The organism is Paraburkholderia fungorum, from assembly GCF_046027215.1.
Classification (GTDB): Bacteria; Pseudomonadota; Gammaproteobacteria; order Burkholderiales; family Burkholderiaceae; genus Paraburkholderia; species Paraburkholderia fungorum_D.
The window spans coordinates 2,951,729-2,978,228 of sequence record NZ_JAQQEN010000002.1; the positions used below are offsets into that span (position 1 = coordinate 2,951,729).

Annotated in this window: 23 protein-coding genes; 15 read left to right on the forward strand and 8 right to left on the reverse strand. The window is 58.7% G+C overall.

From position 1 onward, the window contains the following. The first annotated feature begins 71 nt into the window (after nt 1-71). The 3 genes from PQR27_RS33645 (at nt 72) to PQR27_RS33655 (ending at nt 3,574) form a co-directional block, all read left to right on the forward strand. On the forward strand, nt 72-761 hold the full coding sequence (locus PQR27_RS33645; protein WP_408527856.1) for a hydrolase: 690 nt from the start codon (nt 72-74) through the stop codon (nt 759-761). 25 nt (nt 762-786) lie between these two features. Next, a complete protein-coding gene (locus tag PQR27_RS33650; protein ID WP_408527857.1) occupies nt 787-1,065 on the forward strand; it encodes a DUF1427 family protein in 279 nt (92 codons plus the stop codon). Nucleotides 1,066-1,669: 604 nt separating this feature from the next. After that, nucleotides 1,670-3,574, forward strand: coding sequence for an alpha-L-arabinofuranosidase family protein (locus PQR27_RS33655; RefSeq protein WP_408527858.1), 1,905 nt, complete (start codon nt 1,670-1,672; stop codon nt 3,572-3,574). Nucleotides 3,575-4,423: 849 nt separating this feature from the next. On the opposite strand, the gene PQR27_RS33660 is transcribed toward PQR27_RS33655, so the two are convergent. The 4 genes from PQR27_RS33660 to PQR27_RS33675 all read right to left on the reverse strand — a co-directional run bounded on the left by PQR27_RS33660 (nt 4,424) and on the right by PQR27_RS33675 (nt 8,925). Continuing rightward, on the reverse strand, nt 4,424-5,164 hold the full coding sequence (locus tag PQR27_RS33660; RefSeq protein WP_408527859.1) for a GntR family transcriptional regulator: 741 nt from the start codon (nt 5,162-5,164) through the stop codon (nt 4,424-4,426). A 293-nt stretch (nt 5,165-5,457) separates the two neighbouring features. Beyond that, a complete protein-coding gene (locus PQR27_RS33665; RefSeq protein WP_408527860.1) occupies nt 5,458-6,759 on the reverse strand; it encodes an MFS transporter in 1,302 nt (433 codons plus the stop codon). 120 nt (nt 6,760-6,879) lie between these two features. After that, nucleotides 6,880-8,016 (reverse strand): porin, encoded by a 1,137-nt coding sequence (locus tag PQR27_RS33670; protein ID WP_408527861.1) that lies wholly within the window; start codon nt 8,014-8,016, stop codon nt 6,880-6,882. Between the two features lie 99 nt (nt 8,017-8,115). After that, nucleotides 8,116-8,925, reverse strand: coding sequence for an SDR family NAD(P)-dependent oxidoreductase (locus tag PQR27_RS33675; protein WP_408527862.1), 810 nt, complete (start codon nt 8,923-8,925; stop codon nt 8,116-8,118). A gap of 268 nt (nt 8,926-9,193) precedes the next feature. On the opposite strand from PQR27_RS33675, the gene PQR27_RS33680 reads away from it, so the two are divergent. From PQR27_RS33680 to PQR27_RS33710, 7 genes are all read left to right on the forward strand, one after another. Continuing rightward, entirely contained in the window at nt 9,194-10,369 is a 1,176-nt protein-coding gene (locus PQR27_RS33680) for a mandelate racemase/muconate lactonizing enzyme family protein (RefSeq protein ID WP_408527863.1), read from the forward strand. Between the two features lie 55 nt (nt 10,370-10,424). Then, complete coding sequence (locus PQR27_RS33685) at nt 10,425-11,315, forward strand: SMP-30/gluconolactonase/LRE family protein (RefSeq protein ID WP_408528386.1); 891 nt, start codon at nt 10,425-10,427, stop codon at nt 11,313-11,315. Between the two features lie 48 nt (nt 11,316-11,363). Next, nucleotides 11,364-12,722, forward strand: a complete 1,359-nt coding sequence (locus PQR27_RS33690) for a sugar porter family MFS transporter (protein ID WP_408527864.1) — start codon at nt 11,364-11,366, stop codon at nt 12,720-12,722. Between the two features lie 182 nt (nt 12,723-12,904). Continuing rightward, the gene (locus PQR27_RS33695; protein ID WP_408527865.1) at nt 12,905-13,387 is read left to right on the forward strand and encodes a carboxymuconolactone decarboxylase family protein; all 483 of its coding nucleotides are present in this window, start codon (nt 12,905-12,907) and stop codon (nt 13,385-13,387) included. Between the two features lie 4 nt (nt 13,388-13,391). Then, complete coding sequence (locus PQR27_RS33700) at nt 13,392-14,174, forward strand: SDR family oxidoreductase (RefSeq protein ID WP_408527866.1); 783 nt, start codon at nt 13,392-13,394, stop codon at nt 14,172-14,174. Between the two features lie 11 nt (nt 14,175-14,185). Then, nucleotides 14,186-15,157 (forward strand): quinone oxidoreductase family protein, encoded by a 972-nt coding sequence (locus PQR27_RS33705; protein ID WP_408527867.1) that lies wholly within the window; start codon nt 14,186-14,188, stop codon nt 15,155-15,157. 48 nt (nt 15,158-15,205) lie between these two features. Then, nucleotides 15,206-16,651 carry an aldehyde dehydrogenase family protein gene (locus tag PQR27_RS33710; RefSeq protein WP_408527868.1) on the forward strand — a complete coding sequence of 482 codons (1,446 nt, stop codon included), beginning with the start codon at nt 15,206-15,208 and terminating at the stop codon, nt 16,649-16,651. Between the two features lie 236 nt (nt 16,652-16,887). Here PQR27_RS33710 and PQR27_RS33715 read toward each other — a convergent pair whose 3' ends face one another. Further along, entirely contained in the window at nt 16,888-17,805 is a 918-nt protein-coding gene (locus PQR27_RS33715) for a LysR family transcriptional regulator (protein WP_408527869.1), read from the reverse strand. A 498-nt stretch (nt 17,806-18,303) separates the two neighbouring features. Between PQR27_RS33715 and PQR27_RS33720 the strand changes: the two genes are divergently transcribed. From PQR27_RS33720 to PQR27_RS33730, 3 genes are read left to right on the forward strand one after another with little or no spacing between them, the layout of a single operon-like run. Further along, nucleotides 18,304-19,458, forward strand: a complete 1,155-nt coding sequence (locus tag PQR27_RS33720) for a Re/Si-specific NAD(P)(+) transhydrogenase subunit alpha (protein WP_408528387.1) — start codon at nt 18,304-18,306, stop codon at nt 19,456-19,458. A gap of 27 nt (nt 19,459-19,485) precedes the next feature. Further along, nucleotides 19,486-19,809 carry an NAD(P) transhydrogenase subunit alpha part 2 gene (locus PQR27_RS33725; protein ID WP_408527870.1) on the forward strand — a complete coding sequence of 108 codons (324 nt, stop codon included), beginning with the start codon at nt 19,486-19,488 and terminating at the stop codon, nt 19,807-19,809. Beyond that, nucleotides 19,806-21,257 (forward strand): NAD(P)(+) transhydrogenase (Re/Si-specific) subunit beta, encoded by a 1,452-nt coding sequence (locus PQR27_RS33730; protein WP_408527871.1) that lies wholly within the window; start codon nt 19,806-19,808, stop codon nt 21,255-21,257. The genes PQR27_RS33725 and PQR27_RS33730 overlap by 4 nt, the downstream gene beginning before the upstream one ends. A 485-nt stretch (nt 21,258-21,742) precedes the next feature. On the opposite strand, the gene PQR27_RS33735 is transcribed toward PQR27_RS33730, so the two are convergent. The 3 genes from PQR27_RS33735 to PQR27_RS33745 all read right to left on the reverse strand — a co-directional run bounded on the left by PQR27_RS33735 (nt 21,743) and on the right by PQR27_RS33745 (nt 24,636). Beyond that, nucleotides 21,743-22,450 carry a GntR family transcriptional regulator gene (locus PQR27_RS33735; protein ID WP_408527872.1) on the reverse strand — a complete coding sequence of 236 codons (708 nt, stop codon included), beginning with the start codon at nt 22,448-22,450 and terminating at the stop codon, nt 21,743-21,745. Nucleotides 22,451-22,495: 45 nt separating this feature from the next. Then, nucleotides 22,496-23,518, reverse strand: coding sequence for an NAD(P)H-dependent flavin oxidoreductase (locus PQR27_RS33740; RefSeq protein WP_408527873.1), 1,023 nt, complete (start codon nt 23,516-23,518; stop codon nt 22,496-22,498). Between the two features lie 155 nt (nt 23,519-23,673). Beyond that, complete coding sequence (locus PQR27_RS33745; protein WP_408527874.1) at nt 23,674-24,636, reverse strand: LysR family transcriptional regulator; 963 nt, start codon at nt 24,634-24,636, stop codon at nt 23,674-23,676. 93 nt (nt 24,637-24,729) lie between these two features. Between PQR27_RS33745 and PQR27_RS33750 the strand changes: the two genes are divergently transcribed. Next, on the forward strand, nt 24,730-25,047 hold the full coding sequence (locus tag PQR27_RS33750) for an NIPSNAP family protein (RefSeq protein ID WP_408527875.1): 318 nt from the start codon (nt 24,730-24,732) through the stop codon (nt 25,045-25,047). A 461-nt stretch (nt 25,048-25,508) separates the two neighbouring features. Then, nucleotides 25,509-26,423: a LysR family transcriptional regulator gene (locus PQR27_RS33755; protein ID WP_408527876.1), complete on the forward strand. Its 915-nt coding sequence runs from the start codon at nt 25,509-25,511 to the stop codon at nt 26,421-26,423. Nucleotides 26,424-26,500: the final 77 nt, after the last annotated feature.

The window sequence follows — 26,500 nt, forward strand, 5'->3', positions numbered from 1 at the left end:
ACGCGAGGGCTTGCCTGACGCTCAGGTCTGGCGCGACGTTTTGTTGAAACCTCATACGACGAGAGGACATCATGAGCCAAGAGAAACTGGAGGTACTTACTCCCGCCAATAGCCAGATCATCTTCATCGACCAGCAGCCTCAGATGGCTTTTGGCGTCCAGTCAATCGACCGGCAAGTACTGAAGAACAACGTGGTCGGACTGGCAAAGGCGGCGAAGGCTTTCAATATCCCGACGACTATCACGACGGTCGAAAGCGAAAGCTTCTCCGGCTTCACGTACCCGGAGTTGCTCGACGTGTTCCCGGACCAGCCCACTCTGGAGCGAACCTCGATGAACTCGTGGGACGACCAGAAGGTCCGCGACGCGCTCAAGAAGAACGGCCGGAACAAAGTCGTCGTGTCCGGCCTGTGGACGGAGGTCTGCAACACGACGTTCGCGCTTTGCGCGATGCTCGAAGGCGGCTACGAAATCTACATGGTCGCCGATGCATCCGGCGGCACGTCGAAAGACGCGCACGACTTTGCAATGCAGCGAATGGTCCAGGCCGGCGCCGTCCCTGTCACGTGGCAACAGGTCCTGCTCGAATGGCAGCGCGACTGGGCGCGCAAAGAAACCTATGACGCAGTGATGGAAATCGTGAAGGAGCATTCGGGCGCATACGGAATGGGCGTCGACTACGCCTACACGAGGGTTCATAACGCCCCCCAGCGTACCGAAACAAAGCATGAGTCTCTCGCTCCAGTCCCGGCGAAGACCTGACGTAACAGCGCATGCTGAGCAGCTGATGAAGCCATACATTCTCTCACTCCTTGGTGGCATTCTGGCCGGCGCGATATACAGCCTGATTCGTGTACGCTCGCCGGCGCCGCCAATGGTGGCTCTCGTGGGATTGCTGGGGATAGTTATCGGGGTTCAAATCATTCCAGCTGGACGCCAGCTTCTGGCGAGCACTACGCTTCCGTTTGCAAAAACAGAGGTGGTGCAGACGCACGCCACGCATTTGCCCCCTTCGACTAACGCTAAACTGATTTCACGCCCGCCCGCCAACGTGTTACCGAATTGAATCCAGCAGCGTGCGTCGACAACGCCAGAAATCGCTCGTTTTCGACGCGCAGTCTCTCCTTACGCTTAGGAGCAGACGCCGTGTATTAGGCGTATCAACACGTTTCGCATCCCCTCCATGGATCGCTTTGATGTTGAGCGGCTTTTCGTCGCTTAGACGGACGTTCGTCGACTTTCCGCGCGAGACGATTCAGCTTTTCTCGCTTTGTCTGCCCCCTCCGGTCCCCGCTTCAGCCCCGCCAACTCCGGCGTGTCAGACTTATTCACTCAGACCACCCCTCGGTATTTGCCCTATATTGATCATATACGGCCTTTTTTATACAGTTAGAACGCCGCTGTACGGCAGTATTTGATCATATATGAACTAACCTGACGGAAAGGTGCGGCGCGAGGCATGTTCGCGGCAGATCGTCGGTTTCGCGCGTGGTCTGCTGAGTTGTCGACCTGCTTGCGCCGGACATTTGCCCGCCCAATCCGCAACAGCACTTTGCCGGAGGGGACCCGGTCTCACGTAGCAGCTAAGTAATCCTTATTTATTTCCCCCGCCGCACGCAGATCATGCGGTTCCGAACAGAAAGTATCGTCATCCATAAAGGTGATGCCTGATGAAGATTCGAAAGTTGGCACTTTGCGGGTGCCTCGCGACGGCAACGAGCGCATTCGCGCAAACGCAGCCTGTCATCAGTTTTGACGCCAATGCACCATCGCCGGGTACCGTTTACCCGAATCTCTTTGGTGCAAATCACCGCTATGGCGTCAACGCCAGCGGCAGCGCGGACCCCACTACCGGCATCACTTATCCGACGTTCGTCTCGCAGATCCAGGACACGGGTATCACCATGCTGCGCTTCCCGGGCGGCACCATGGCCAATACGTACCGCTGGAGTAATGCCATCGGCCCGCAGGCGCAGCGCAAGAATCAGGTGAACGGCAATCAGGCCTACCCGATTCCACTTCAAAGTACCTTCGGTCCGGACGAGTTCGGCAATCTGCTTGACCAGACCGGCACGGTCGGCAACCTCATGGTCAACTTCGCGACCTCAACGGCCGCCGATGCCGCGCACTTTGTCGCGTACATGACTGCACCGCAGGGCTCCGGCGTCGTCGACGGCGTCGACTGGGCCGCGCTGCGTGCCGCGAACGGACACACGGCGCCGTACAACATCGCGTACGTCGAAATAGGCAACGAAATGGATGTTGGGGGCGAGTACTACTGGATGGGTGGCACGCCCGTCACCATTAATGCGTCGTGTTCGTCAAACAAGGTGCCGTGTCTATACTCGTACGGGGGCGCAACGAGCTTTTCCAATCAACAGGTTGTCGGACTCGATAGCTGGCAGTCCTCCGCCGCCCTCAGCACGGGTGCGCAAAACCAGACCTTTTACACGATGTACCCGCCAGTCGTGCCGAACTCGCAGACTATCTTCGTAGCTGGAACGGCATGGACCCCCGTTGCAAGTCTGTCCACTGCGGGACCGAGCGATCAGGTCTACGCCTTCAATCCTGTATCCGGCACGATCACCTTCGGCGACGGCGTGCATGGCGCCGTCCCTCACAGCGGAAACAAGATCACAGAGACGTACCAGTCCGGCGTGCATGACGGCTTCAATGCGTATTACACGGCGATCAAGGCAATCAATCCGTCGGTCAAGGTGTGCGCATCGACCGGCGTACCGAACGTGCTCGGCTCGACCAACCCGTACGACTGTGCAGTCATGCACGAGTACGCCAACAGTCCGACCACGCCCACCAACATCGACGACTACTTCGGCGAGAGCATGCTCGGGATGGGGCAGCTCGCCTATAACGTCAAACAGATGAGGACGAACATCAACAATACGGCCGGAAGCAATGCGTCCCACATTGACATCCTGATCAGCGAGTACGGGATGAACGGCGCGAGCCCGGGCTACGCCCCCCACTTTCTGCGCTCGATGGGCGAAGCCGTCTTCCAGGGCCTTGCACTAACGGCGTGGATGAACAACAGCGTTCCGGGCGCCGAACGTCATGCCCTCACCGACTACACGTTCAGCGCGGCGCCGGTCAACACTGGCGTGAGTTACCCCGATAACGTCCTGTTCGGCGGTCCCGGCCCAACGACAATCGCCACCCCTGCCGCTCTGGCAATGAAGCTCTTCAAGCACTATAGCGGCCCCACCCTCATGGCGAGCCAGGTGACGAGCAATCCCACGCGCACGCTTACGAGCGGCCACGTCCTCAGTTCGATCGTGCCTATCGCATCACGCGACGCAGCCGGCAACGGTTATCTGATCGTCATCAACCAGGATCCGGAGAATCCGGTAACAGCGACGGTTCAGCCGACCAACCTCGCGCATAGCACGACGGCGGTGGTGGAGACACTCGCGTCCCCGTCGATCACCGATGAAAACTCGCCGTTGGCGCCGAACACGGTACAGTTGGTCGATCAGACGGCCAACGTCGGCAGCTCGAGTTTCCAGTGGACTTTCCCTGCGCATTCGATCACGGCAATTCACTTCTCGCCGCAGTGACAGGTAACGCGAAGGTTGTACCCGCAACGATGTTCCAACGGGTGGGTTTGAATTAGAAGTCATGGAGGCTGCTGTCGCGATTGCGGGAGGAGCAGCGGTTTGCGACAGTCTCTATAACCTTCAGATCAAGCAGCCAGGTCCCGATCCCGTTGGATCGATTTCACTGATGTGTGGACGCCGCACTGCCCATGGGCAGGCGTGCGTCCGATCTGGCTTCGCGAACGTCCGCTGCTCACCACTCATAGTCGACGGCCCACTGCGGCACCCGGTCCCCGTTTCTGCGCATTTGATGCGAGTACACGCGGCGACAGGCAGCACGATTCTCCGGTGTGCCAGTGGCGAAGCTCACAGAGTCGCATTGCGCGGTCGTCGTCATCGGCGACTGTGCCTGGGGTTGAGCGGAAGCAGGCTGTATGGCGGCCGCCGTCACTATTCCAAGAAAGAAAACGAGCATTCTGGCGTTCATGATCCATCTCCGAGCATGGGTAAAAAATCCTGTGCGGATGAGTGACGACGCTGTAGTGGGACTACTCTTCCCACAGGGCCAGTTTCATAGTAGTCGATTCTTGATTCGTCAACCATACGACGAAACTGCGGGCTGTGACGGCTTTGATTACGATGTGGGCGACGCGACCAAATAGTGGCAATGCGGCTCCAGACAGGCGTGCCGAGCCGAGCCGAGCAAACGAAGCGTGGGATTGATGACGCGATTGCAGATTGCGAATTTATATTTGATCTGTTTGCAATGACGCGATCATGTTTGATAAGTGGGTTGTGGCCCAGCTCACTTGACGACGCCCCGCACTACCGCCGAAATGGCATGCAGTCCAGTGGCGAAGTCAAGGCCGGCTACTGCGATACTTCTTCAGCGGCAACCGTCGATCTGCGACGTCTGCGAAGACCTGCCTCGGGCTCTGGATCTTTCGGCATTTTCGCCAGCAGTACCTGTTTCGCTTTCACGACGTGCGCGCCAGCTAGCATCACGGCCGCCTCGACGTCTTGGGCGCGGATGGCCGCAAGCAAATGGCGATGATCGTCGACTACGCCGGAGAATCTCTCCGGACCATACTCATAGCGCCGCCACAGAGCGGCGATCAGCAGCCAGTGTCTGTTCAACAGAGTCACGGCATCGGGATTCTGCGCGATCTCGCCGATCAGTCGATGGAGTTCGCGGTTCGCACTCAATACGGCCGGAAAATCGGCTGCTTCGATATTCGCTTCGATGCGCGCTTCGATATGTTCCATCTCGAGCAGATGCTCAGGGGTGCAGCGGGTCACCATCTGGCGGACGATCAGCATCTCAAGTGAACAGCGCAGATCGAAGATATTGCTCACAAAATGCCTGTCCAGCGAGCGAACACGTGCTCCCCGATTGGGCTCGATAACCAGAAGACCTTCGCCGTGCAAGCCGCGCAGCGCCTCGCGGATCGGCATTTGACTGACGCCGTACCGGTTGGCCAGTTCGGCAATGGTGATGCGCGATCCAAACTGGAGTTCGCCCGCGACGATGTCCTCACGGATCCGGTGCTCAATATCCTGTATCTGAACCATGACGTCCTCAAATTGTCCCCGCTCATTGTCCCCGCTCATTGTCCCCGCTCATTGTCCCCGCTCACCCAGCCTGCGCGGAACGATGCTGTTGGTGGTAGTTTAGCCGAAGCGAGGAAAGGGGTTCGATGCAGCATTGCCGCCGTATCGCGCATTCGGCGCCCTGTACAGTTCATAGGCGGCTCAAAGATGGCTCACACGCGGCCGCACTCCACAAGCTCGGGATAGTGGTGAGTTCGAGCCGCCCAAAAAAATGCCCCGACGATGGTCGGGGCAAACTACCGGAGCGGAGATGGGGTTCCGGTACTCCTCGTTATTCGTGCGAGGTGCGTGCGTCAAACGTCCTCGAGTTCGCGCCGGGTCGTATTCAGGAAGGGGGAGGCGAATGCGATCAACGCGCATCCGAGGTAGCCGCAGGAATAGATTGCGATCGCTCGCAGGCCATAGGCATTGAGGAGCACGGGCGCCAGCACCAGATTGAGCGCAATCGCGAGACGGGTCACGCACTGCGCAATGCCAGAGCCGAGTGCGCGCAGTTCGGTCGGGAACGCCTCGGAGCTCCATACCCACGAAAGCACACCTGGGCCGAACCAGGTCAGCATGGAGTACAACACGAAGCAAACGAGCAGGGCGGCCTGGTTCAAGGGGCCGAGAAATGCAATGCCCATACCGGCCACGAAGACGGCAAGGCATGTCCAGATGCCCATGCGGCGCCGGTCCACGTTGTCGATGATCAGCGAGCCGATGAACACGGCGATCAGTCCGATCGAGAATCCGGCCAGAGCAAACTGGAGGGAGCGGCTCGTGCCCAGCCCGCTGCTCGCCAGGACGAGCGGCCCCGCAATTGTCGCGACCGCACCGGCGAAGCCATTGAGCGCGAAGAATCCGGTGACCGCCAACAGGCGGCGCAGTGCCTGGCCCGTCAGAAGGTTACGGTACTCACGTTTTGGTGCAACCGTCGCCTTCGGCTCAGGAATGCCCAGCGCCAGGAAGATCTCCCGCGCTTCAGCTGTGCGTCCGTGCGCTCGCAACCAGCGCGGTGATTCCGGCAGGAACTGTCGGGCGATCAGCACCGCTAGAGCAGGAATCGCCGCGAGACCGAACAGCCAGCGCCACGTGTTTTCGCCCGTAATGGGCTGCAGCGCCAAGGCCAGCAGGACGCTCGCGATCGCACCGCCGAGCCACATCAGATTCGGTAGCGAGCCCGCCACGCGCCCGCGCCGCGCGCTCGGCGCAATCTCGGCAAGAAAACTGTGCGACGTGGGAATATCCATGCCGACCGCGATCCCGATCACAAAGCGCGCGATCATGAGTTGCCAGACGTCGGTCACGAAGGCCGATGCCAGCGACGCGATGACGAAGAAAACGAGGTTCAACATAAAGATGACCTTGCGTCCGAGCCGGTCGGACAGATCGCCGAACACGACAAGGCCCAGCGCGGTGCCGATGAAAGCCGTGGCTGCCAGCCAGCCCTTTTCGCCGCCTGTCAGATGCAGTTGCGGTCCGATAAAAAGCAGCGCGGCCCCCATCACGAGCAGGTCATAGCCGTCGATGAACTCTCCAAATGCCACGAGCCGTGGCGTCCAGACGCGGATGCGATCCGCGGCTTGCGGCGAAAGTGCCGATATCGTTGTCATGCTCTTCTCCAAAACCAGATTCAGGACCGCCGATCCGGGCGGTCTGTCGACTCGACGCGGACAAAAGGCACATGCCGCCCGCCCGCGTCCGGCCAATTACCGTTGTTGTCTGCCGGACTGTTAGAACGCGGTCCGCAGTCCTACCGCGAACGCCCAAGGATCGAAGCCCGGTGTCACCTTTGCAAAGGACGACACGTTGCTAGGCGCAGCATTCAGATTGGCAAGACCGATGGTGCTGTTCGAACTGTTGAAGAGCCTCGTGTAGAGCGTATAGAGCTGGGTTCGTTTCGAAATGAAGTAAACATATCCGAGATCGAAGCTCGTGGCACTGCCCACGCCGCCGGTTTGCGAGCTGTTGATATGGCCGACGCCCAGATTGACCTGTCCAGGTCCGACCGGTGCGACGCCAGTGGCGGTCCAGGACGAGGCGAATCGACCGAGGCTGTCACTTGCATAAACGTAGTCGGCACCCAGCGTCGCAAAGTTGAAGTTGTATGTCGCGCCGACGATGTGCGTCTTCAGGCTGGTGAGCCCGCCGTCGATGTAGTAGTGGGAATTATTGAAGCCGTAGCCGACCTTGAGACCGTCGCGTGCATAGATCAGGTTGGCGCCGAGGTTCTTGCCGTCCTGAGTATCGTCCTGAACGCCGTTCGCACCGTTCGAGTAGGTGACTTCGGAGGTCAGGCCGCCGAACAGCACGGGCGTCCGGTAGCTGATGGAGTTGTTGCTGAATCCGCCGAGTCCCGAAAAGGCTCCGCCGAGTGTCGTGCTGGTTTTCTGCGCGCCGAAAATTTGCGAAAGAATGGCCTGATGCTGGATGTTCGGCGCCGTATAACTGTCGAGACGATAGGTGTTCGCGTCCTCGAACAGGTAGACCCAGAAGGTCGGCGCGCGGTAGCGCCCGAGGGTGACCGTCCCCTGGTTGCTCGTCAAGGCGACCCACGCTTCCCGCGTGAACAGCCCGGTGCCCGCGATCGAACCGTCGCTGACGTTGAACTGATTCTCGAGGTGGAATTGGGCGCTCATTCCTCCGCCCATGTCTTCGTTCCCCGTCAGCATGAAGCGGTTGGCCTGCAGGTCGCCGTTCTGGAAACGATATAACGTCGGATGATTCGACGGATTGCTCTTGAGTGAGCCGACCTGCGCGATTTCAAATCCTCCATCGATGATGCCGCTCAACGTCACCGAAGATTGCGCATGTGCCACCCCGGCGACACCAAATAGACAGCCGTACACGGCCAGCCTTCCTGCCTTCATTTTGTTTTCCTATTCGTAGTGCTAAGCAAATGAACAGCGAGCCCGTTTCAATTTTTTGCGTGCCACGGGCTAGCCGCGATTCAGGCCTTTGATTCGGGCCTACAAGTGTGCGCCGCCGTCAACCGGGATATCGGCGCCGGTAATGAATGCCCCTGCGTCGGAAGCGAGCAGGAGCACCATGGAGGCGACTTCTTCGGGGCAACCCGCCCGATGCATGGGATTCGCCTTGCGCTCGATGTCGTGCCATTCGTCAAGGTTCTCGCGTCGCCACGCGTTACGCGGCGTAGAGATCAGCCCGGGCGAGACCGTGTTGAGCGTGACGCCGTCCGCCGCATGTACCCGCGCCAGGTTGCGGATCAGGTTGTGATGCGCGGCTTTCATGGCGGCATAGACGGCAAGTTCGGGGTCAGGCCGGGTCTGGTTCAGGCTGCCAATCGAAATGACGCGTCCCCAGCCGGCCGCGGCCATTGGCGGTAGCGCTGCCTGCAGCATCTCGACCGATGCTTCGAAGTTGACTCGCGCATGTCTGGCAATCGACTCCGCGGTAATCGCTTCGAATCGTTCGCGCATCTGTGTTGACGCGCAAACCACCAGTACATCTACGCCGCCAAGCGCCTCGCTCGCACGTTCGACCAGCTGAGCGCCGCTTGCCGGCGCACCGAGGTCGACATCGAGCCCGACCGAGCGTGGCGAGAGCGCTTGCAGGTCGCTGACGAGCACCGCGGCGGCCCCTGCGTAACCCGTCATCTCGTCGATCTGGCGCGAGTAGTGGATGGCGACGGTGGCGCCTTCCGCCACAAAGAGGCGTGCCACTTCCCGCCCGATGCCAAGGCTCGCGCCGGTAATCAGAACGCGGCGGCCTGCATGGGGCGTCAAGCGATGGGTCTGCAACTGGGTGGACTGTGACATGGCGAATCTGCTCCGTTGGTTAGCGCTATTGAAGCCGTCGGCTGCGATCTTCGCTATCGGGGCAATCCCTAGCATATGATCATAAACGAGAGTTAACGAGGAGATAAAGCGGGTTTACGACCGAGTATATGATCAGATATGATCAAAACCGTGGAATCTACTTTGACGGCGCAGGCACCATTCACGCAACCGTCACTCGCTTGAACGTTCATCGCTGCCGGCGACACGGTCACCCAACATTACGCAAACTACAGTCCTTCTACAGAAGATGAATAGAGCAGCCAGTATTGACTCCATCACCCTGTCCATCGCCCGGGTCACGCCGTCGACGCACTGGGCCTTTGTCGAAATGGTCGACGATCAGAACAGGACTGGATTCGGGGAAGCGACCCTCACGGGATACGACAGCGAGTTGCTGCGCGTGGCCAACGAACTGTTCGTGGTCGTCGTGAATATGCGGCTCGAGGAGGTCGGCCCTTTCCTGTCGACGTTAAACCTCGATACCCTCCCGCGCGCAGCGGTTGTCTCCGCGCTCAGCCACGCCACCACCGATCTGTTAGCACAGGCGCGCAGTTGCAGCGTCGCCGCACTGCTTGGCCAGACCGTGCGTGAGTTCATCCCCACGTATGCCAACATCAATCGGCGCACGCGCTCGCGCGCGCCGGCCAGCTTTGCCGAGAGTGCGCTGGCGGCCACTGCCGCAGGTTTCACCGCGCTCAAGATCGCGCCTTTCGATGGCGTGTCGCTCTATGGCGGTCACCAGAACGGGGACCACAAGCTGATCGACCTCGCGTTCGAACGTATCGCCGCCGTGCGTGATGCCGTCGGCCGGTCGGTCGAGGTCATGGTGGATTGTCATTGGCGACTCAACGTCGCGGTCGCGCGTGAAGTGCTTGCAAGTGACGTTTGTGACGGGCTTTACTGGTTTGAATGTCCGATCCCGGAAACGCCGGACAACCTGCAGGATCTGCGCGCCCTTCGCTCATTTGCCAACCGCCGTAGTATTCGTCTTGCCGGCTGCGAACAGGCCATTCGCGTCGACGGCTTCCTGCCATTTCTCAAGGCGGACGCCTACGACGTCATGATGCCCGACATCAAATATGTCGGCGGCCTGGCGGAGATGCTCGAGGTTGCGCGACTCCTCGATTCGCACGACGTCGAATTCTCGCCACACAATCCCAGCGGACCGGTCGCGCACGCAGTCAGCCTCCAGATCTGTGCGCTCGTGCCGAACTTCCGCCGTCTGGAAATGCAGTTCGACGAGACGCCGCATTTCGACGCACTCGCCGACGCGAAGATGCCAGCCCCGAAAAACGGGGGAATGCGCGTCCCGTCCGCGCCAGGCATCGGTATCGGCCTCAATCGCGCGGTACTCGATTCATTGACGATCCGCCGACTGAAATTCAATCGCGAACCTGAGAAATGCAACGTCACCCTCGTGTGAGGCAGGCCGACGTTATCGCAACTCACAATATGATCACCAATGGATGGGCATGAGAATGCGGCAGATAAGCGCCATCACCACAATCACTACGCCAGAGGACATCCTCGGCGAATCGCCCGTTTGGCGTGCCGAGGATCATCAACTGCTTTGGGTGGATGTACGCCGGGGGTTATTGCGGTGTCACAACCCGGCAACGTTGGAGACGAACTCAGTATTTCTCGAGTCAGGCGCTATGGGGGCCATCCTTGATAGGCGGGGCGCCGTGTGCGTCATGGGTCGGAACAGGCTGGTACGCGTAGCGTCTGGCGGCTTGCCTGAACCTATGTCGTGGCATTTTGAGTTGCCGGATCAAAATCACCGGCTCAATGAGGTGAAGTGCGATCGAAGTGGCGCTCTCTGGTTTGGAACGATGCGAGATTTCGGGCTGACGCCAACTGGCTCGCTGTTGCACATTGATTCAAACGGAGTTCTGCAGACGTTGCGCCGGGATGTCACGGTACCGAATGCTCTCGGCTTTTCGCCGGATGAGCAGTGGGCATATTTCGCGGATACACGCGTGGGAACAATCGAGCGAGCACGCTTCGATCCGCGCACCGGTATCACGGGCGCATGGTTGCCGTTCATATTGGCAGATGCGGCCCCGGGCCGTCCGGACGGCCTTGCTATCGATGCTGACGGCTTCTTATGGAACGCGCGCTTCGGGGGCTCATGCGTCGCGCGCTTCCATCCTTCCGGGCAGCTCGATTCACTTGTACCGGTGCCGGTTTCGCAGCCAACCTCCTGCGCCTTTGGTGGGCGAGATCTCACGACGCTGTACATCACGAGTGCTCGTCAAGGATTGGACCGGTCGCGCCTCGAACAAGAACCACTCGCCGGAGCGGTATTCGCCTGTCAGACACCTGTTCCCGGACATCCTGTCGGCCGCTTGACCGATGCGATCGTCTGAACCAATCGAGTTTCCAGTCCGAACGAAATCCCGACTCTGAGCAAATCAATGCAAAATCAATCACTGACCTATCTATCGACACCGTCCCGCTACCGTGCGTATATGATTTATGCATTCGGTGCACTCGGCGGCATTCTGTTTGGCTATGACAACGGCGTCATTGCCGGCGCGCTCCTCTTCATTCGCAAGGACATGATGTTGAGCCCACACCTTCAGGGATTGATGGTGGGCTCGCTTCTGTTTGGCGCAATGATCGGTGCTTTCACGACTGGTCAACTCGCCGACCGGCTCGGGCAGCGCAAGCTGCTCATGTACGCTGGGCTCGCGTTTTTCGTCACTTCGCTGGCTGCGTCTGCTGCTCCGAACGCCTACGTATTGATTGGCGTGCGTGTGCTGATCGGCATGGCGGCAGGAACGGCGTCCGTTCAGGTTCCCCTTTATCTTGTAGAGATCGCGCCGAAGCATTTGCGCGGCGGGCTTGCCTCTCTCAATCAATTGTCCATTGCTTCGGGCATCTTTCTGTCTTACCTGGTCTGCTATCTGCTTGCCGCTGATGGCCAGTGGCGCTGGATGCTGGGGCTTGCAGCGGTGCCGTCGATACTGCTCACACTCGGCATGCTTGTCCAGCCCGAGTCGCCGCGTTGGTTGGTACGCAAGGGCAGGGTCAACGAAGCGTTGAGCGTTCTGCTTATGACCAATACGCCGGTTCAAGCGGCGGAAGCGTTAAAGCAGATCCAGCAGACGAGCGCGCACGCTTCAGCGAAATTCAGCACCGTGCTCAAATCGAAAGCGCTGCGCCGGACACTGGTGAGCGTATTCGGACTTGCGGTGTTGCAGCAGGCATTGGGTATCAATACGGTCGTCTACTACGCGCCCACTATCCTGCGAGCGGCAGGTTTCGACAATTCAGCTGCGCTTCTCAATAGTGTGGGGCTGGGCTTGCTTTCGATATTCATGACAATCTTCGCGGCGCGTGTGGTCGACACGGTGGGGCGCCGGCCATTGCTGATCTGCGGTGCGCTCGTGATGGGCATCAGCATGGGCGCGCTTGCATGGGTCTTTGGTGCAGGAAGTCTGACGAGTGTAACGGGGCGTGTCGTCGCTGTCGGCGCCCTGGCCTTGTTCAAGGCTGCATTCTCATTTAGCTGGGGACCGCTCGTGTGGGTATTGATGCCGGAGTTGCTGCCGATGAAGGTGCGCGCCAAAGTCATGGGAGCAGCCGCGATGTGCACGTTTCTCACGAACTTCGTCGTGGCTTCCTGTTTTCCAACACTGTTGCGCGCAGGCGCTGGCTTCGTGTTCGTCATGTTTGCGTGCATATGTGTCCTCGCAAGCTGTTTTGCGGCTTTTGTGTTGCGCGAGACAGCGGGGCTGAGTCTCGAGGAGATCGAGAGAGGCTCAGTTTGAGCGACGCGCTCGGCCCCCGTGCTTGCGAGTACGGGGGAGGAATCTCGCGCCCACTTCAAAGATCGTCTACCTGGAACACTTTTCGTAAAATATCGATTGAATCAATAAAATCGATTTTAATTGACCTCGTCGATTCGACCGACTAGGATGCAAGGGTAGCTTCTAACCTGAAGGAATGCACCATGCGAAACCTGGATTTCTCGGTCGTTCGGAATGAGATCGGGCCCTACTGCGATCCGCAGACAACGCTCGACGATCGCGGAGCGCGATACGCAGAGTTGATTGGATTCGTTCCGCCGCGCATTGCTGCGCGGCTGAATGTTACCGGCGCACTCGATTCAAAATTACTCCAGTTGCAGGAAGAGATTCGGCAGCACGCAATGTATCCAGCCTGCTTCGACGTGAAGACGTCGCAGCTGATGCTGTTCGGCATGTTGTCAATGGGCCTCCTCGATGCTGCCTCATTACACGGGCGCGCAGCGCGACGAGCCGGCGCCTCCTGGGAGGAAATGCAGGCCGTCGTCAGTCTTGCCTATCTGTTTGGCGGAATGCCGGTTGCAAATCGCGGCGCGGAGATCATCGCTCAGCTTGCAGAGGCGGAGGCTAATGCCCGCGATGCCTCATCGGCATCTGGCGATTCGCAAATATCAAAGACAACGGAGTGATGCGATGGATCTCGGTCTAAAAGACAAACGTGCACTCGTCCTATCATCGAGTCGAGGTCTAGGGCGTGCAATCGCTGAAGGCCTTGCGGCAGAAGGAGCGAATGTAGCGCTGACGGCTAGAAATCGTGAGCAGCTCCAGGCCTTGGCCGATTCTATTAATGCTCGGGGTAAAGGAAGCGCTACGGCAATAAGTGGCGATTTAAACGTAGGCGCTGGGAAAATATTTGCCGAAGCTCACGAGGCCCTCGGAGGCATCGATATCCTGGTTACCAACACGGGTGGTCCACCGGCACGCCTGGCCGCAGATGTCGAATCCGATGCACTGACGGCCCAATTCAACGCAATGGTCCTACCCGTGGTCGAAATCGCGCGGCTGGCGCTGCCTGGAATGCGGGAGCGTAAATTTGGTCGCATCATTGCCGTCGCATCGACTTCGGTCGTGCAGCCGATTCCCAATCTCGCTATGTCGACGATGTTGAGATCGTCGTTAGCGGGCTGGGCCAAGACCTTGGCAACTGAAGTCGCGAAGGATGGGGTGACGGTGAACATGGTCCTGCCCGGACGTATTCAGACGGATCGAACGGGTGAGCTTGATCGCGCAAATGCATCACAGAACGGCCGTTCACTTGACGAAATCACGGAAGCGATGCTGGCGTCGATCCCCGCTGGCCGGTACGGCCGACCCGACGAGTTTGCCGACGTGGTCAGCTTCCTCGCATCGACGCGCGCCAGTTTCGTGACCGGGAGCATGATCCGTGTCGACGGTGGTGCGGTCAAGGGATTCTAGGGACATAGATCATGCCAAAAGTCGTCAAGATTGAGAGCTTCGGCGATGCCGAAGTCATGCAGATCCGCGAAGAAGAATGCGCCCAGATCGAGGCCGGCGAGGCACGCATCGAGCACATTGCGGTCGGTCTAAACTATCTCGACATCATGCAGCGACAGGGGCACTACCCATTACCCCTGCCGACTGGCCTTGGCGTTGCGGGTTCCGGCGTAATTCGAGAACTTAGATCAGAAAGCTCGGAATTGGCCGTGGGCGACCTTGTCGCCTATGCAGGCATTCCACCCGGCAGCTATGCAGAACAACGGATTGTCCCAGCTGACCGGTTGGTGAAACTTCCCGCCGACATCGAACCAACGATCGCTGCCGCGGCTCTCCAACATGGCATTACAGCCGCATTCCTGATCGGAGATGCTTTTCCGGTAGCGCCGGGGCATGTCGTATTGGTTCATGCTGCTGCTGGCGGCGTTGGAACAATTCTCTGTCAGTGGGCCAAGTCGATCGGCGCCACCGTCATTGGTACGGTAGGGAACCAGGAAAAAGTCTCCCACGCTCTCGCACACGGTTGCGACCACGTTATCGTCTCTACAGTCGAGAATATCGCGGAGCGTGTACGTGCATTAACGGCCGGGCGCGGTGTCGACGTGTCGTACGATTCTGTGGGCGCGGATACGTTTGAATCTTCCCTTCATAGCCTCGCATTTCGAGGCATGCTCGTCAGTTTCGGTTCTTCGTCTGGAGACCCGTCGCCCTTTGACATCGGCGAACTCGCCAAGTTGGGCTCGCTTTACCTGACACGCCCACGATTCATTCACTATACGCGGACCCGGCCGGACCTGCTGCGCTATTCCATGGCCTTCTTCGAAAGGATACGCAACGGCTTAAAAGTGCCGATTGGGCAAACCTATACGATCGACGAAGTCGTTCGAGCCCATAAAGATGTCGAAAGTAGAAAGACCAGGGGATCGACCGTCATCACGTTCTAGATCCAATCTACTGACGCATTGGCTCAACAAAAGACAATCGAGGAAGCTATGTCGAGACTTTATTCCAATCTTATCGCCGGTGAATCCTTTGAAGGGACGAACGTCACTCGCAACATCAACCCGTCCGATACAAATGACGTTGTCGGCGAGTATGCCCAGGGTTCCGTGGCGGATGTGAACAATGCGGTGGCCGCGGCTAAGGCCGCTTTCACGGCCTGGAGCCGTACAACGCCACAGCAGCGCTTCGATATCCTGAACAAGGCCTCCGATGAAATCCTCGCCCGTAAGGACGAGCTCGGCCGGCTTCTCTCGCGCGAGGAAGGCAAGACGCTCGCCGAAGGCATCGGCGAGGTGACCCGTGCCGGGCAGATCTTTGCCTTCGTCGCCGGCGAATGCCTGCGTACCGGTGGTGAGGTAATTCCTTCCGTACGCCCAGGTGTCGGTGTCGAGATCACCCGAGAGGCGGTAGGGATCATCGGGATGATCACGCCCTGGAACTTCCCGATTGCGATCCCGGCGTGGAAGATGGCGCCGGCTCTCGCTTGGGGCAACTGCGTCGTCATCAAGCCGGCCGACCTTGTGCCGGGCTCGACCTGGGCGCTGGTGGACATCATCCAGCGCGCCGGCCTGCCTAAGGGCGTGCTCAACCTTGTCATGGGCCGCGGTTCGGTTGTTGGCCAGGCGCTGCTCGAACACAAGGACGTGCACGGTATCTCCTTCACCGGCTCGGTCTCGACCGGTCGCAAGGTCGCGGCCGCGTGTATCGCCTCGAACCCGATGAAAAAGGTCCAGCTCGAGATGGGGGGCAAGAACCCGCTTGTCGTGCTTGACGACGCTGACCTCAACACGGCGGTCGAAGTTGCAGTCAACGGCGCCTTCTTCTCCACCGGTCAGCGCTGCACGGCGTCTTCGCGCCTGATCGTCCAGGCCGGCATCCATGACCGCTTCGTCGAGGCCTGCATTGAGCGGCTGAAGGGCATTGTCGTCGACAACGCGCTGAAGCAAGGCACGCAGATAGGCCCGGTGGTTGACCAGAGCCAGCTCGACCAGGACCTTAGATACATCCAGATCGCCAAGGACGAGGGCGGGAAGCTGGTCTTCGGTGGTGAGCTCCTGAAGCGTGGGACGCCTGGCTTCTATCTCCAGCCGGCGCTCTTCACCGAAACGACCAATACCATGCGGATCTCACGCGAGGAAGTCTTCGGCCCGGTCGCCAACATTGTGCGCGTCAGGGATTACGACGAAGCGCTCGCAATGGCCAACGACACCGAGTTCGGCCTCTCCTCGGGTATCTGCACGAGCTCGCTGAAGTATGCGACGCACTTCAAACGCAACAGCGAGGCCGGTATGGTGATGGTCAACCTGCCGACAGCGGGTGTCGACTATCACGTGCCGTTCGGTGGTCGGAAGGGCTCGAGCTATGGCTCCCGTGAGCAAGGGACGTACGCCAAGGAGCATTACACTACGGTCAAGACGGCCTACACGATGGCTTGATTGCGAATGTCGAAATGCTGCGCTTGTACAGGCAGCACGAAGACAACTTACTGATGATGGATGGGGCGCGGAAGACCTCGAGCGGGAGGTCACGTCACCCACCGTCTGGTAACAGGTCGTATCGCTGGCGAGCAGAGCAAATCTGGCAATACAATTAAAAAATGTTAGGTTAGCTGAAGAAATGGATTCCGTCATACCCAGGTGGTAGACGACATTGTGAAGCGATCGCTCCGGTCTTACTGATCGGGCATGGTATCAAGCCAGCTCTGTTCGTCGGCGAACCGGTCGACCAGCATATCGAGAAGCAGCCGGACCTTGGTGCTTAAGTGCCGCCGATGCGGGTAGAGCGCGACGATCTCCAACTCCGGCGTTCGGTAGTCGGGCAGCAGCGGCACCAGCGCGCCAGAGGCGAGAAGATCAGACACGAGAAACTGGGGGCACAGCCACAATCCAAGGCCGGCAGTGGCCGCCGCGCGCATGACGGGAATGCTGGCGGTGATCAGGTTACCCGACACGCGAGTGTGTATTGGATTGCCGGCAGAGTCGACGAAATGAAACTCGTTGCGGAAGATCGCATAGGCGTAGAGCAGGCAGTTATGGTTGACCAGGTCGGCCGGGCTGTGGGGCGTGGGATGCGTTTCGAGGTAAGCCGGCGCACAGCACAACAGGTAGTGCCATTTCGCCAGGGTCCTTCTGACCAGGGTCGAATCGGGAAGTGATGATGCCGGCATGATCGATAGGTCGAATCCCTCCCGCACGGGGTCAATCACGTCGTCGGTCTTGAAATCCAGCGAGACTTCCGGGTACTCGCCCGAGAAGCGGGCAGCAACCGGCGCAATGAACCGGTCCAACGATTGGTGGCAGCGGAGGTGAAGCCGGCCACGCGGAGTCAACTGCAACGCGCTGGTAATCTCGTCCGCTTCCGCCAGCTCCTGCAGGATTTGTGAGCAGCGCTCGTAATACTCGCGGCCGATCTCCGTTAGACTCACACGGCGTGTGGTGCGGTTCAATAGACGCACGCCGAGGCTGTCTTCGAGCGCCTGGACCTGATTGCTGACCGTCGTTGTCGACAAGTCGAGGCGGCGCGCCGCCGCGGTAAAGCCGCCGCACTCTACGACGCGCACAAAGGCGGTGAGACTGGCCATCCGATCCATGCGTTCCACCAATTATCAGATCACAGTTAAGAGTCATGCTAATGCTGGAGCGTCAGGCGCTCCAGGCAAGTTTATGATTTTTTCGAATCGCCTAAAAGTCTATCAAGATTGAAGGGAGTAATCCCGTCAGGAAAGAGGTTTATATTGCACTCAATGCAGACGGAGTGCCAGTGATCTAACCCCGTCGACCGCAGTCGGCCCTACTGACCGCATTGGGTCCCGGCAATTCGCTAGCGCGGGAGACGACCAAAGCCAGCGCACTTATCTCAGCCAGTTCCTGGCAGCACAATGCATCGCAACGCGGTCTATTCATATTAGTACAACTGATGTTTCTGCGAAGCGAAGCGTGCCCGTCGAGTCGACCCTCACCACGTCTCGCCAGACATCGACGGTGATGTGGACACCACATCAAATCTCCCTCGATCGGCGCGGAGATTCATGGACCTTGCCCGCCGAAGCGGCGGTAAAAATAATCACTCTTGCGAAGGAGTAGAAATCATGCAAATCGGTGTACCTGTGGAGATCACTGCGGGTGAAACGCGTGTTGCCGTTACACCAGAGACGGTGAAAAAGCTCAGGAGCCAGGGGCATACGGTGTTTGTTGCATCGGGTGCGGGTGCGTCTGCAAACGCAATAGATGATGCATATGTTGCAGCGGGGGCGGAGATAGCGGATCAAGGCGTAGCCCTTGGCTGCGAAATTGTGCTGAAGGTCCGTGCTCCGCAGGAGACCGAGCTCGCAAAATTGATGCGGGGCGCCATTCTGGTTGGAATGCTCGAGCCGTTCGATCTGGTCGGTGCACAACGACTTGCGGATGCCGGTGTGACCAGCTTTGCTCTCGAGGCCGCCCCGCGCACTACACGTGCACAAAGTCTGGATGTCCTTTCCTCTCAGGCGAACATTGCCGGATACAAGGCTGTGCTGGTGGCCGCTGCTCTGTATCCGCGCTTTTTTCCGATGTTGATGACAGCAGCCGGGACCGTTAAAGCTGCACGCGTGCTGGTGCTGGGTACAGGGGTTGCCGGTTTGCAGGCGATCGCGACAGCGAAGCGGCTGGGGGCCGTCATTGAAGCATCGGACGTCCGCCCCGCAGCGAAGGAGCAGGTTGAGTCACTCGGGGCCAGGTTCATACATGTGCCGTTCGAGACGCAGGAAGAGCGCGACGCAGCCGAGGGCGTGGGCGGGTATGCCCGGCCGATGCCGGCAAGCTGGCTCGCGCGCCAGGCATCGACCGTGAGCGAACGGGCAAAGGCGGCCGACATTGTCATCACTACCGCACTGATCCCGGGTCGTGACGCGCCGACGCTTATCGACGTCGAAACGGTACAAGGGATGCGCCCTGGCTCCGTCATTGTCGACCTCGCCGCGGGTAGAGGGGCCGAGCTCATGGGGCAGCCTGGGGCGCGTGGCGGAAACTGCCCACTCTCGGAGCCTGATAGCGTAGTGACTAAACATGGGATAACCATTGCCGGATATACGAACCTGGCGGCGATGGTTGGCGCTGACGCGTCGTCGCTATACGCCCGCAACATTCTCGACTTCCTCAAACTCATCATCACAAAAGAAGGTGCGGTCAATATCGATCTTGATGACGATATTGTCGCCGCGACCTTGCTTACCCGCGATGGGGTAGTGACGCGAAAGACGGCATGACGAACCTAGGGAAAGCGGAGAGCAACGATGGAAGTCATTGATCACACAACTATCAATCTGATTATTCTGGTACTCGCGATTTACGTTGGTTACCACGTCGTATGGAATGTGACGCCGGCGCTCCATACGCCTCTGATGGCGGTGACGAACGCGGTTTCCGCCATCGTCATCGTCGGGGCAATGCTCGCTACTGGCCTAACGGTTGGTGGACCGGGAAAGTTTTTTGGCACTTTCGCGGTGCTTGTGGCGGCTGTGAACGTCTTCGGAGGTTTTCTCGTCACACGGCGGATGCTTGAGATGTTCAAAAGGAAGGAACCGAAAAAGCAATCAATGAAGGAGACACAGGAATGAGCATGAATCTGGTTACGCTGCTGTATCTTCTTGCGTCGGCTTTCTTTATCCAGGCGCTAAAGGGTCTATCGAATCCGAAAAGCGCGAGAGCCGGGAATATATTTGGCATGTCGGGAATGGTGATCGCAATTCTGACGACCATTGCGCTCGTCGCAGGAAAAGCGGATTCCCTCGGCGCGGATCTCCGGATCGGCCTTGGACTGCTGGTCGCTGCGCTCGTTGTCGGCGGTGCGATAGGCTGGTTTGTGGCTTCACGCGTCGAAATGACGAAAATGCCAGAACTCGTTGCGGCAATGCATTCTCTGATTGGGCTCGCCGCGGTGTCGATCGCCTATGCTGTCGTGTATGAGCCGAACGCGTTCGGGCTTGTTCCAGTCAATGCACCTTACGCGGCATTTCTTCCCTACGGAAATCGCATTGAGCTTTTCATCGGCACGTGTGTTGGGGCAATAACATTCTCCGGCTCCGTGATCGCATTTGGAAAACTCTCGGGGAAGTACAAGCTCCGCGTTTTCAAGGGGGCGCCCGTTGTCTATCCTGGCCAGCATCTGCTCAATCTGGCACTCGCGCTCACCATGATCGGCCTCGGTGTGAGCTTCTTTCTCACCCAGTCGTGGCTTCCTTTCATTGCGATGACGATCGCTGCGTTTGCGCTCGGCGTGCTGATTATCATCCCGATTGGCGGTGCGGATATGCCGGTGGTCGTTTCGATGCTGAATTCCTACTCGGGTTGGGCCGCAGCGGGTATTGGATTTTCGCTCAACAATGCGATGCTAATTATCGCTGGTTCGCTAGTCGGGTCATCGGGCGCGATCCTTTCGTACATCATGTGCCGCGCGATGAATCGGTCTTTTGTGAGCGTTATTCTGGGAGGCTTTGGTGGCGACGCCGCAGCGTCGGCGGGTGGTCCCGGTGAGCAGCGATCTGTTAAGAGCGGAAGTGCAGATGATGTTGGTTACATGCTAATCAATGCGGACAGTGTGATTATCGTTCCGGGATACGGCCTGGCGGTGGCTCGGGCTCAGCATGCAGTCAACGAACTGGCGAAGAAGCTTACCGAGAAGGGAGTCACCGTCAAATACGCTATCCATCCCGTAGCGGGTCGAATGCCCGGCCACATGAATGTTCTTCTTGCCGAGGCAGAGGTGCCCTATGAGCAGGTACACGAGATGGAAGATATAAATGGCGAGTTTTCGCAGGCAGACATCGCGATCGTGCTCGGCGCAAACGACGTCGTTAACCCAGCAGCGCTGCAGAAGGGTAGTCCGATCTATGGCATGCCGATTCTTGAGGCACACAAGGCGAAAACAGTGATTGTTAATAAGCGCTCAATGGCAGCAGGCTATGCGGGACTCGACAACGAACTGTTTTACATGGATAAAACGATGATGGTTTTTGGCGACGCCAAGAAGACCGTAGAAGATATCGTAAAGGCTATCGAATCGTAGTTGGTTTCAAACCATTGCTTTCGACTCAAAAGTCACGATGTTTGTTGCCCGGAGAACTTCGGGAAGTTGCTCGGCGAGGAGGAGCCCTGCGGTATGCGTAAGTAACATCCTCACGCGTGCCGCAGGGCTCTTGCTCCTTGACCAACGGATTAAGTACTCGCAGGGCCGCCCGCCGCTTCGGCGCAATGGCAACAAGTGTCAGATCAATTCCACCGGAACGCTTAACCAGGAATTCGATCAGGCGGGTGCTTTGCGGCCGACACAGGAGCTCGGTAGGCCTTAGATGGGTAAGACCTCCTGCTTGGGCCAGCTCGCGACATCATTCGTGACAGGCTAGGACGATTGCGAAGAGCACATCGGTAAGCAATCAGTGCGAGATCAAGCCGCCAGCCTCTGGTGGAGCATGCCACTGGGCCGGCAACCGATTAGGCGTCGGTTATGACGCGAGTGTGATAGAAGGGATTCAGTCCCACGTTCCTGATCAATCAAGGCATGTTGCGCAGGATGTTTTGGCCAGTGCGCTGTATGTGGTCCTCGAGAATCTTGCATGCGGCGTCGGCATCGCGCCTGAGGGTCGCTTCGAGTAGGTCTTTGTGTTCGCGACCAATATTTCGCTTAGGCGGGTCGGTTCGAACGAAGATACGGCGGTAACGATGCCCCATATCCCAAAGCATTTGACAGAAATGGAGTAGCAAGGGAGCGTTACTACCTTTGATCAGCGCGCTGTGAAACGCCCGGTGCCGATCCTCCCACTCCTCATAGAACCGCTCTGTCCAACGCTCCTGGTCGCCAATCTTGCTCAGGAGATGATGCGCTGAAAGTATGTCGGTTTCCCAGGCATCATCGCCCTGCTCAATGGCGACCCTAAGGGCGCGAACCTCGAGAGTCGTCCGTAACTCCAGGATCTCCAGCAGATTGGCTTTCGACACCGGAGCCACGCTGTAGCCTCGCTGGTCCTGGGACGTTACAAAGCCCTCTGCAACCAGCCTGGAAAGCCCCTCTCGCAGGGGGCTCAAACTAACGCCCATCTCTGCGCGGAGGTCTTCGAGATGCAATTTGCTGCCCGGCGTGAGACGCCCACTCATAATATCGAGCCTGAGCTGCTGCCCGATCGTGGTGGCCCGAGTGACGCTCGGCCCGGCCCCTACGGGCCGGTCATCAGCGACATTGGCGTTCTCGTTGTGCTTTCCCATGGATCGTCTCGGTTCCGTTAGCGACCGGGCCGCAAATACACAATGCTAGCGACCGGTCCGCAAAGACACGATTCTATCAAGTGCCGCTTCCGCTTCCACTTCGATTTCGCTGATGATCTGGGCAACGGGCTTGACGTCATGGACGAGTTCGACCGTTGCGCCGGCATAGAGCGGACTTGCCTCCCAATCTCCCCCCATGGCGTCCCACGGAGCCGCGGCATTATAACGATTGAGCGGTTTTCCATTCGGAAAACGCGATATAGGCTCGCCTTCCCCTGGTCGTTGACCGATAGGTGGACGACCGGCAGCTTCCCATTTGGAGAACGTGGAGTTGCGTATCACCGAATGGGGAAATTCGTGCCCAGCCGGATCGAAAAGCTCGGTCTCTACAAGGTCCGTCGCGCGAGCTGCCACAACCCGTTCCTTGTAACCGCGATGATTGGCCGACTCCGTGCTCGCCACAAAGCGCGTTCCCATCCAGACTCCGCACGCCCCAAGAGCCAGTGCGGCGGCCAGGCCACGCCCGTCGGCAATACCGCCCGCGGCCACCACAGGGACTCCTTTGGCGGCGTCGACGATAGAAGGCAGCAGCGACATCGTAGGCGCGGTGCCTACGAAATGACCGCCGGACTCGTTTCCCTGGGAAACGATGAAGTCGACGCCACTATCCTTTGCGCGCGCCGCATCTTCGGCGCTACCCACTGTCCAGAACACAAGGCCGCCCGCATCCTTGATTCGACGAACATAGGGTTCGAGATCGCCCTGCCACAACGAAAATACGCGCACCCCCGCGTCTAATGCAGCGGCAAGCCTGTTTCGTTGGTCAGCGATCAACGAAATATTCGCGCCAAACCGACCATTCGTGGCCCGTTTCATTTTTGCAAGCTCGTCGCCTACGGTCTCCTCCGGCATATGCGGTAGCGCAGTAAACCCGAAGCTGCCGCTATTGGCCATCGCTCCGAGAAATTCCGCACTTGAGCCTCGCCCGAGAGGAGCTGCCACGACCGGGACGCGCATATCAAGTGCTTGGGTCAATGCTGTTTCGAAAGGCATCTTGCTTTCCTTCATGTGTCGGTTTAGCCAAACCAGAGACTTGAGGTTAGCATGATCGATCTAGCGTGTAAATATCGTTGAATTTGAATAATATCGATTTTATTTTTTGACGTCGATTATCGGTCGCCTATCGAAAAAGAGCCTGAGGTGCGCCTTGGAAGCGGTTTCACCTAGTCTGTTGAAGTGTCGTCCACCAGGCGAACGCCTGAAAATCGCGCTAGCGTCGGTAGAGCCTCACGCAACTCAACCATCATGGCGGTGGCCGCGGGGGATAGCGAACGTCCAACGCGCGTGAGCACGCCCACTGTCCTCGACAAGGTAGGCTCCTTCAATAGACGAAAGCTGAGGCTGTCGAGTGGCGCTCGCTGTGCAGCTAGCGCAGACATGACGGATACGCCGGCACCGCGAGTCAATAAAGTGGCAATTGTCGAGGTGTTCGATACCCGATATCGCGGTTCCCTGACTTCCTGGCTCAAGACGCTCGTCTCGGTCAATTGATGTTGCATGCCAAGGTCAGCGCTGAAGCCGATGATGCGATAACTCCCAAGCGCGCTCCACGGCACACTTCCCGTGCGGTCGGCTAGCGGGTGGTCGCGAGCAGTGACTACGCCGTATGTATCCTCGAATAGCGGTTCAAAGGTGAGCTGGGCATCCGACCCCCACGGACTACATATGCCGAAATCCACGTCGCCGCTCAGGATGCGCTGCTGCACCGATTCTGAGTTGTCTTCACGCAGATAGAGGTCAATGCCGGGGAATTTGTCTATGAATGCGGCAGACGCCTCGGATAAGAGCAAGGCCAACACTGACGGCACCGCCGCGACACCGACACGCCCCCGCTCGCGCTTCCCGAGGGCGCGCATCTCGTTGATCGAAGCATCGAAGTCCTGAAGCAGACGCCGAGCGGTGGGTAAGAATTCGTCAGCAGCACTCGTCAGGTCGAGTCGCCGTGTCGAGCGGTCGAACATCGCCAGGCCCAGATGCTGCTCCAGATGCTGGATGGTCAGACTCAGTGCCGACTGGGTAACAGATAACGTTTCTGCGGCCCGAGTAAGGCTTCGACACTCGGCAACGGCCACGAAAGCTCGAAGGTGTCGAATAGACAAGCGCCGAGCCTGGTTGCTCTCATTCATCGTTTTTACTCGTGAATTCAGCTAAATTAATCGATTGTACTCAGAATTTCTGTGGCACAGAATGGCTGGCTGAACTCACCCATAGGAAAGCCAATGCTTGTTGATATCCGCCGTTACACCGTCGTCCCGGGAATGCTGAAGGCCTATCTGGAGGTATACGAACAATATGGTTTGCCCGTGCAACGCCGCCACGTGGGTGACCCGCTGGGATACTTCATTTCCGAGGTCGGCGAGCTCAATCAGGTAGTCCATCTTTGGCGATACGAGGATGCTGCCGATCGGCAGCGCCGTCGCGCTGCAATGGAAAAAGATCCGGACTGGGTCGATTACAAGAAAAAGACGGCAACCGGGCAATATATTCAGCGTCAGGAAAATCAACTGGTTGTCTCGGCGCCATGGTCAAAGCTTTAAAACGTCACTTATCTCGCCGTGCCTGGAAAAGGCGCGAAGCTGTCTGGCAACGGGTGTATCCCGGGGCGTCAGACCTGTTGTCGTGTTGTCTGATTCACGTAGACAAGGTCCGGGGACGGTAAGATCGGGGTGAATGAAGACCTGCTCGTTGGAAAGGAAGGAAGCGCTGGCGCGTCGCACGATGCCGCCAGCGAACACGCTGGAGTCGACGCTGCTGATGATGCTGGGAAAAAAGCACAGCCGGTCTGCGGAGACAAAGAGGAGGACTGATCAACGGGCCAGTTGCAAGCGGCGCGTCATTGGGAACTGGAGGATGAAGTCTGGCGGAATCCCGAGCGGGCGCAGCCGAAAAAATTGAAGCTATTCGTTTGATGTGACGCGACAACTACGGTGACAAACACCGGCTTGGCGCTCCAGCATTAGCGTGACTCTTAACTGTGATTTGATATTTGGTGGAACGCATGGATCGGATGGCCAGTCTCACCGCCTTTGTCCGCGTCGTAGAGAGCGGCGGTTTTACCGCGGCGGCGCGGCGTCTCGACCTCTCTATAGCGACAGTCAGCAACCACGTCCAGGCGCTCGAAGACAGCCTCGGCGTGCGTCTGTTGAACCGCACCACACGCCGTGTGAATCTAACGGAGATCGGCCGCGAGTATTACGAGCGCTGCTCACAGATCCTGCAGGATCTGGCGGAAGCGGACGAGATTACCAGCGCGTTGCAGGTGACTCCGCGCGGCCGGCTTCGCCTCCGTTGCCACCAGGCGCTGGACCGGTTTATCGCGCCGGTTGCCGCCCGCTTCTCGGGCGATTACCCGGAAGTCTCACTGGATTTCCAGATCGACGACGAGATCGACCCCGTGCGGGAAGGGTTCGACATATCGATCATGCCGGCATCACCTCCGGATTCGACTCTGGTCAGACGGACCCTGGCGAAATGGCGCTACGTATTGTGCTGTGCGCCGGCTTACCTCGAAACGCATTCCACGCCCCACAGCCCCGCCGACCTGGTCAACCATAACTGCCTGCTTTACGCCTACGCGATCTTCCGCAACGAGTTTCATTTTGTCGATTCTGCTGGCAATCCAACGAACATTCGCGTGTCGGGCAACCTGGTCACCGCCAGCATTAGCGTCGTGCGCGCAGCGGCCACCGCCGGCCTCGGATTGTGGCTGTGTCCCGAGTTTCTCGTGTCTGGTCTTCTCGCCTCCGGCACGCTAGTGCCGCTGCTGCCCGACTACCGAACACAGGAGTTGGAGATCGTCGCGCTCTACCCCCATCGGCGGCACTTAAGCACCAAGGTTCGGCTGCTCCTCGATATGCTGGTCGACCGGTTCGCCGACGAACAGAGCTGGCTTGATGCCATGCCCGATCATTAAGACCGGAGTCGTCGCTTGCCGCCCGCCAGACCGCGGGCAGCGGCGTTACCCGGGCCTGCTTCAGGTGTCATGGAGCG

Bases quoted from the DNA above. Each gene is read 5' to 3' on its own strand.
- PQR27_RS33645 (WP_408527856.1), top strand. From the start codon at position 72: ATGAGCCAAGAGAAACTGGAGGTACTTACTCCCGCCAATAGCCAGATC.
- PQR27_RS33650 (WP_408527857.1), top strand. From the start codon at position 787: ATGAAGCCATACATTCTCTCACTCCTTGGTGGCATTCTGGCCGGCGCG.
- PQR27_RS33655 (WP_408527858.1), top strand. From the start codon at position 1,670: ATGAAGATTCGAAAGTTGGCACTTTGCGGGTGCCTCGCGACGGCAACG.
- PQR27_RS33660 (WP_408527859.1), bottom strand. From the start codon at position 5,164: ATGAGCGGGGACAATGAGCGGGGACAATTTGAGGACGTCATGGTTCAG.
- PQR27_RS33665 (WP_408527860.1), bottom strand. From the start codon at position 6,759: ATGACAACGATATCGGCACTTTCGCCGCAAGCCGCGGATCGCATCCGC.
- PQR27_RS33670 (WP_408527861.1), bottom strand. From the start codon at position 8,016: ATGAAGGCAGGAAGGCTGGCCGTGTACGGCTGTCTATTTGGTGTCGCC.
- PQR27_RS33675 (WP_408527862.1), bottom strand. From the start codon at position 8,925: ATGTCACAGTCCACCCAGTTGCAGACCCATCGCTTGACGCCCCATGCA.
- PQR27_RS33680 (WP_408527863.1), top strand. From the start codon at position 9,194: ATGAATAGAGCAGCCAGTATTGACTCCATCACCCTGTCCATCGCCCGG.
- PQR27_RS33685 (WP_408528386.1), top strand. From the start codon at position 10,425: ATGCGGCAGATAAGCGCCATCACCACAATCACTACGCCAGAGGACATC.
- PQR27_RS33690 (WP_408527864.1), top strand. From the start codon at position 11,364: ATGCAAAATCAATCACTGACCTATCTATCGACACCGTCCCGCTACCGT.
- PQR27_RS33695 (WP_408527865.1), top strand. From the start codon at position 12,905: ATGCGAAACCTGGATTTCTCGGTCGTTCGGAATGAGATCGGGCCCTAC.
- PQR27_RS33700 (WP_408527866.1), top strand. From the start codon at position 13,392: ATGGATCTCGGTCTAAAAGACAAACGTGCACTCGTCCTATCATCGAGT.
- PQR27_RS33705 (WP_408527867.1), top strand. From the start codon at position 14,186: ATGCCAAAAGTCGTCAAGATTGAGAGCTTCGGCGATGCCGAAGTCATG.
- PQR27_RS33710 (WP_408527868.1), top strand. From the start codon at position 15,206: ATGTCGAGACTTTATTCCAATCTTATCGCCGGTGAATCCTTTGAAGGG.
- PQR27_RS33715 (WP_408527869.1), bottom strand. From the start codon at position 17,805: ATGGATCGGATGGCCAGTCTCACCGCCTTTGTGCGCGTCGTAGAGTGC.
- PQR27_RS33720 (WP_408528387.1), top strand. From the start codon at position 18,304: ATGCAAATCGGTGTACCTGTGGAGATCACTGCGGGTGAAACGCGTGTT.
- PQR27_RS33725 (WP_408527870.1), top strand. From the start codon at position 19,486: ATGGAAGTCATTGATCACACAACTATCAATCTGATTATTCTGGTACTC.
- PQR27_RS33730 (WP_408527871.1), top strand. From the start codon at position 19,806: ATGAGCATGAATCTGGTTACGCTGCTGTATCTTCTTGCGTCGGCTTTC.
- PQR27_RS33735 (WP_408527872.1), bottom strand. From the start codon at position 22,450: ATGGGAAAGCACAACGAGAACGCCAATGTCGCTGATGACCGGCCCGTA.
- PQR27_RS33740 (WP_408527873.1), bottom strand. From the start codon at position 23,518: ATGAAGGAAAGCAAGATGCCTTTCGAAACAGCATTGACCCAAGCACTT.
- PQR27_RS33745 (WP_408527874.1), bottom strand. From the start codon at position 24,636: ATGAATGAGAGCAACCAGGCTCGGCGCTTGTCTATTCGACACCTTCGA.
- PQR27_RS33750 (WP_408527875.1), top strand. From the start codon at position 24,730: ATGCTTGTTGATATCCGCCGTTACACCGTCGTCCCGGGAATGCTGAAG.
- PQR27_RS33755 (WP_408527876.1), top strand. From the start codon at position 25,509: ATGGATCGGATGGCCAGTCTCACCGCCTTTGTCCGCGTCGTAGAGAGC.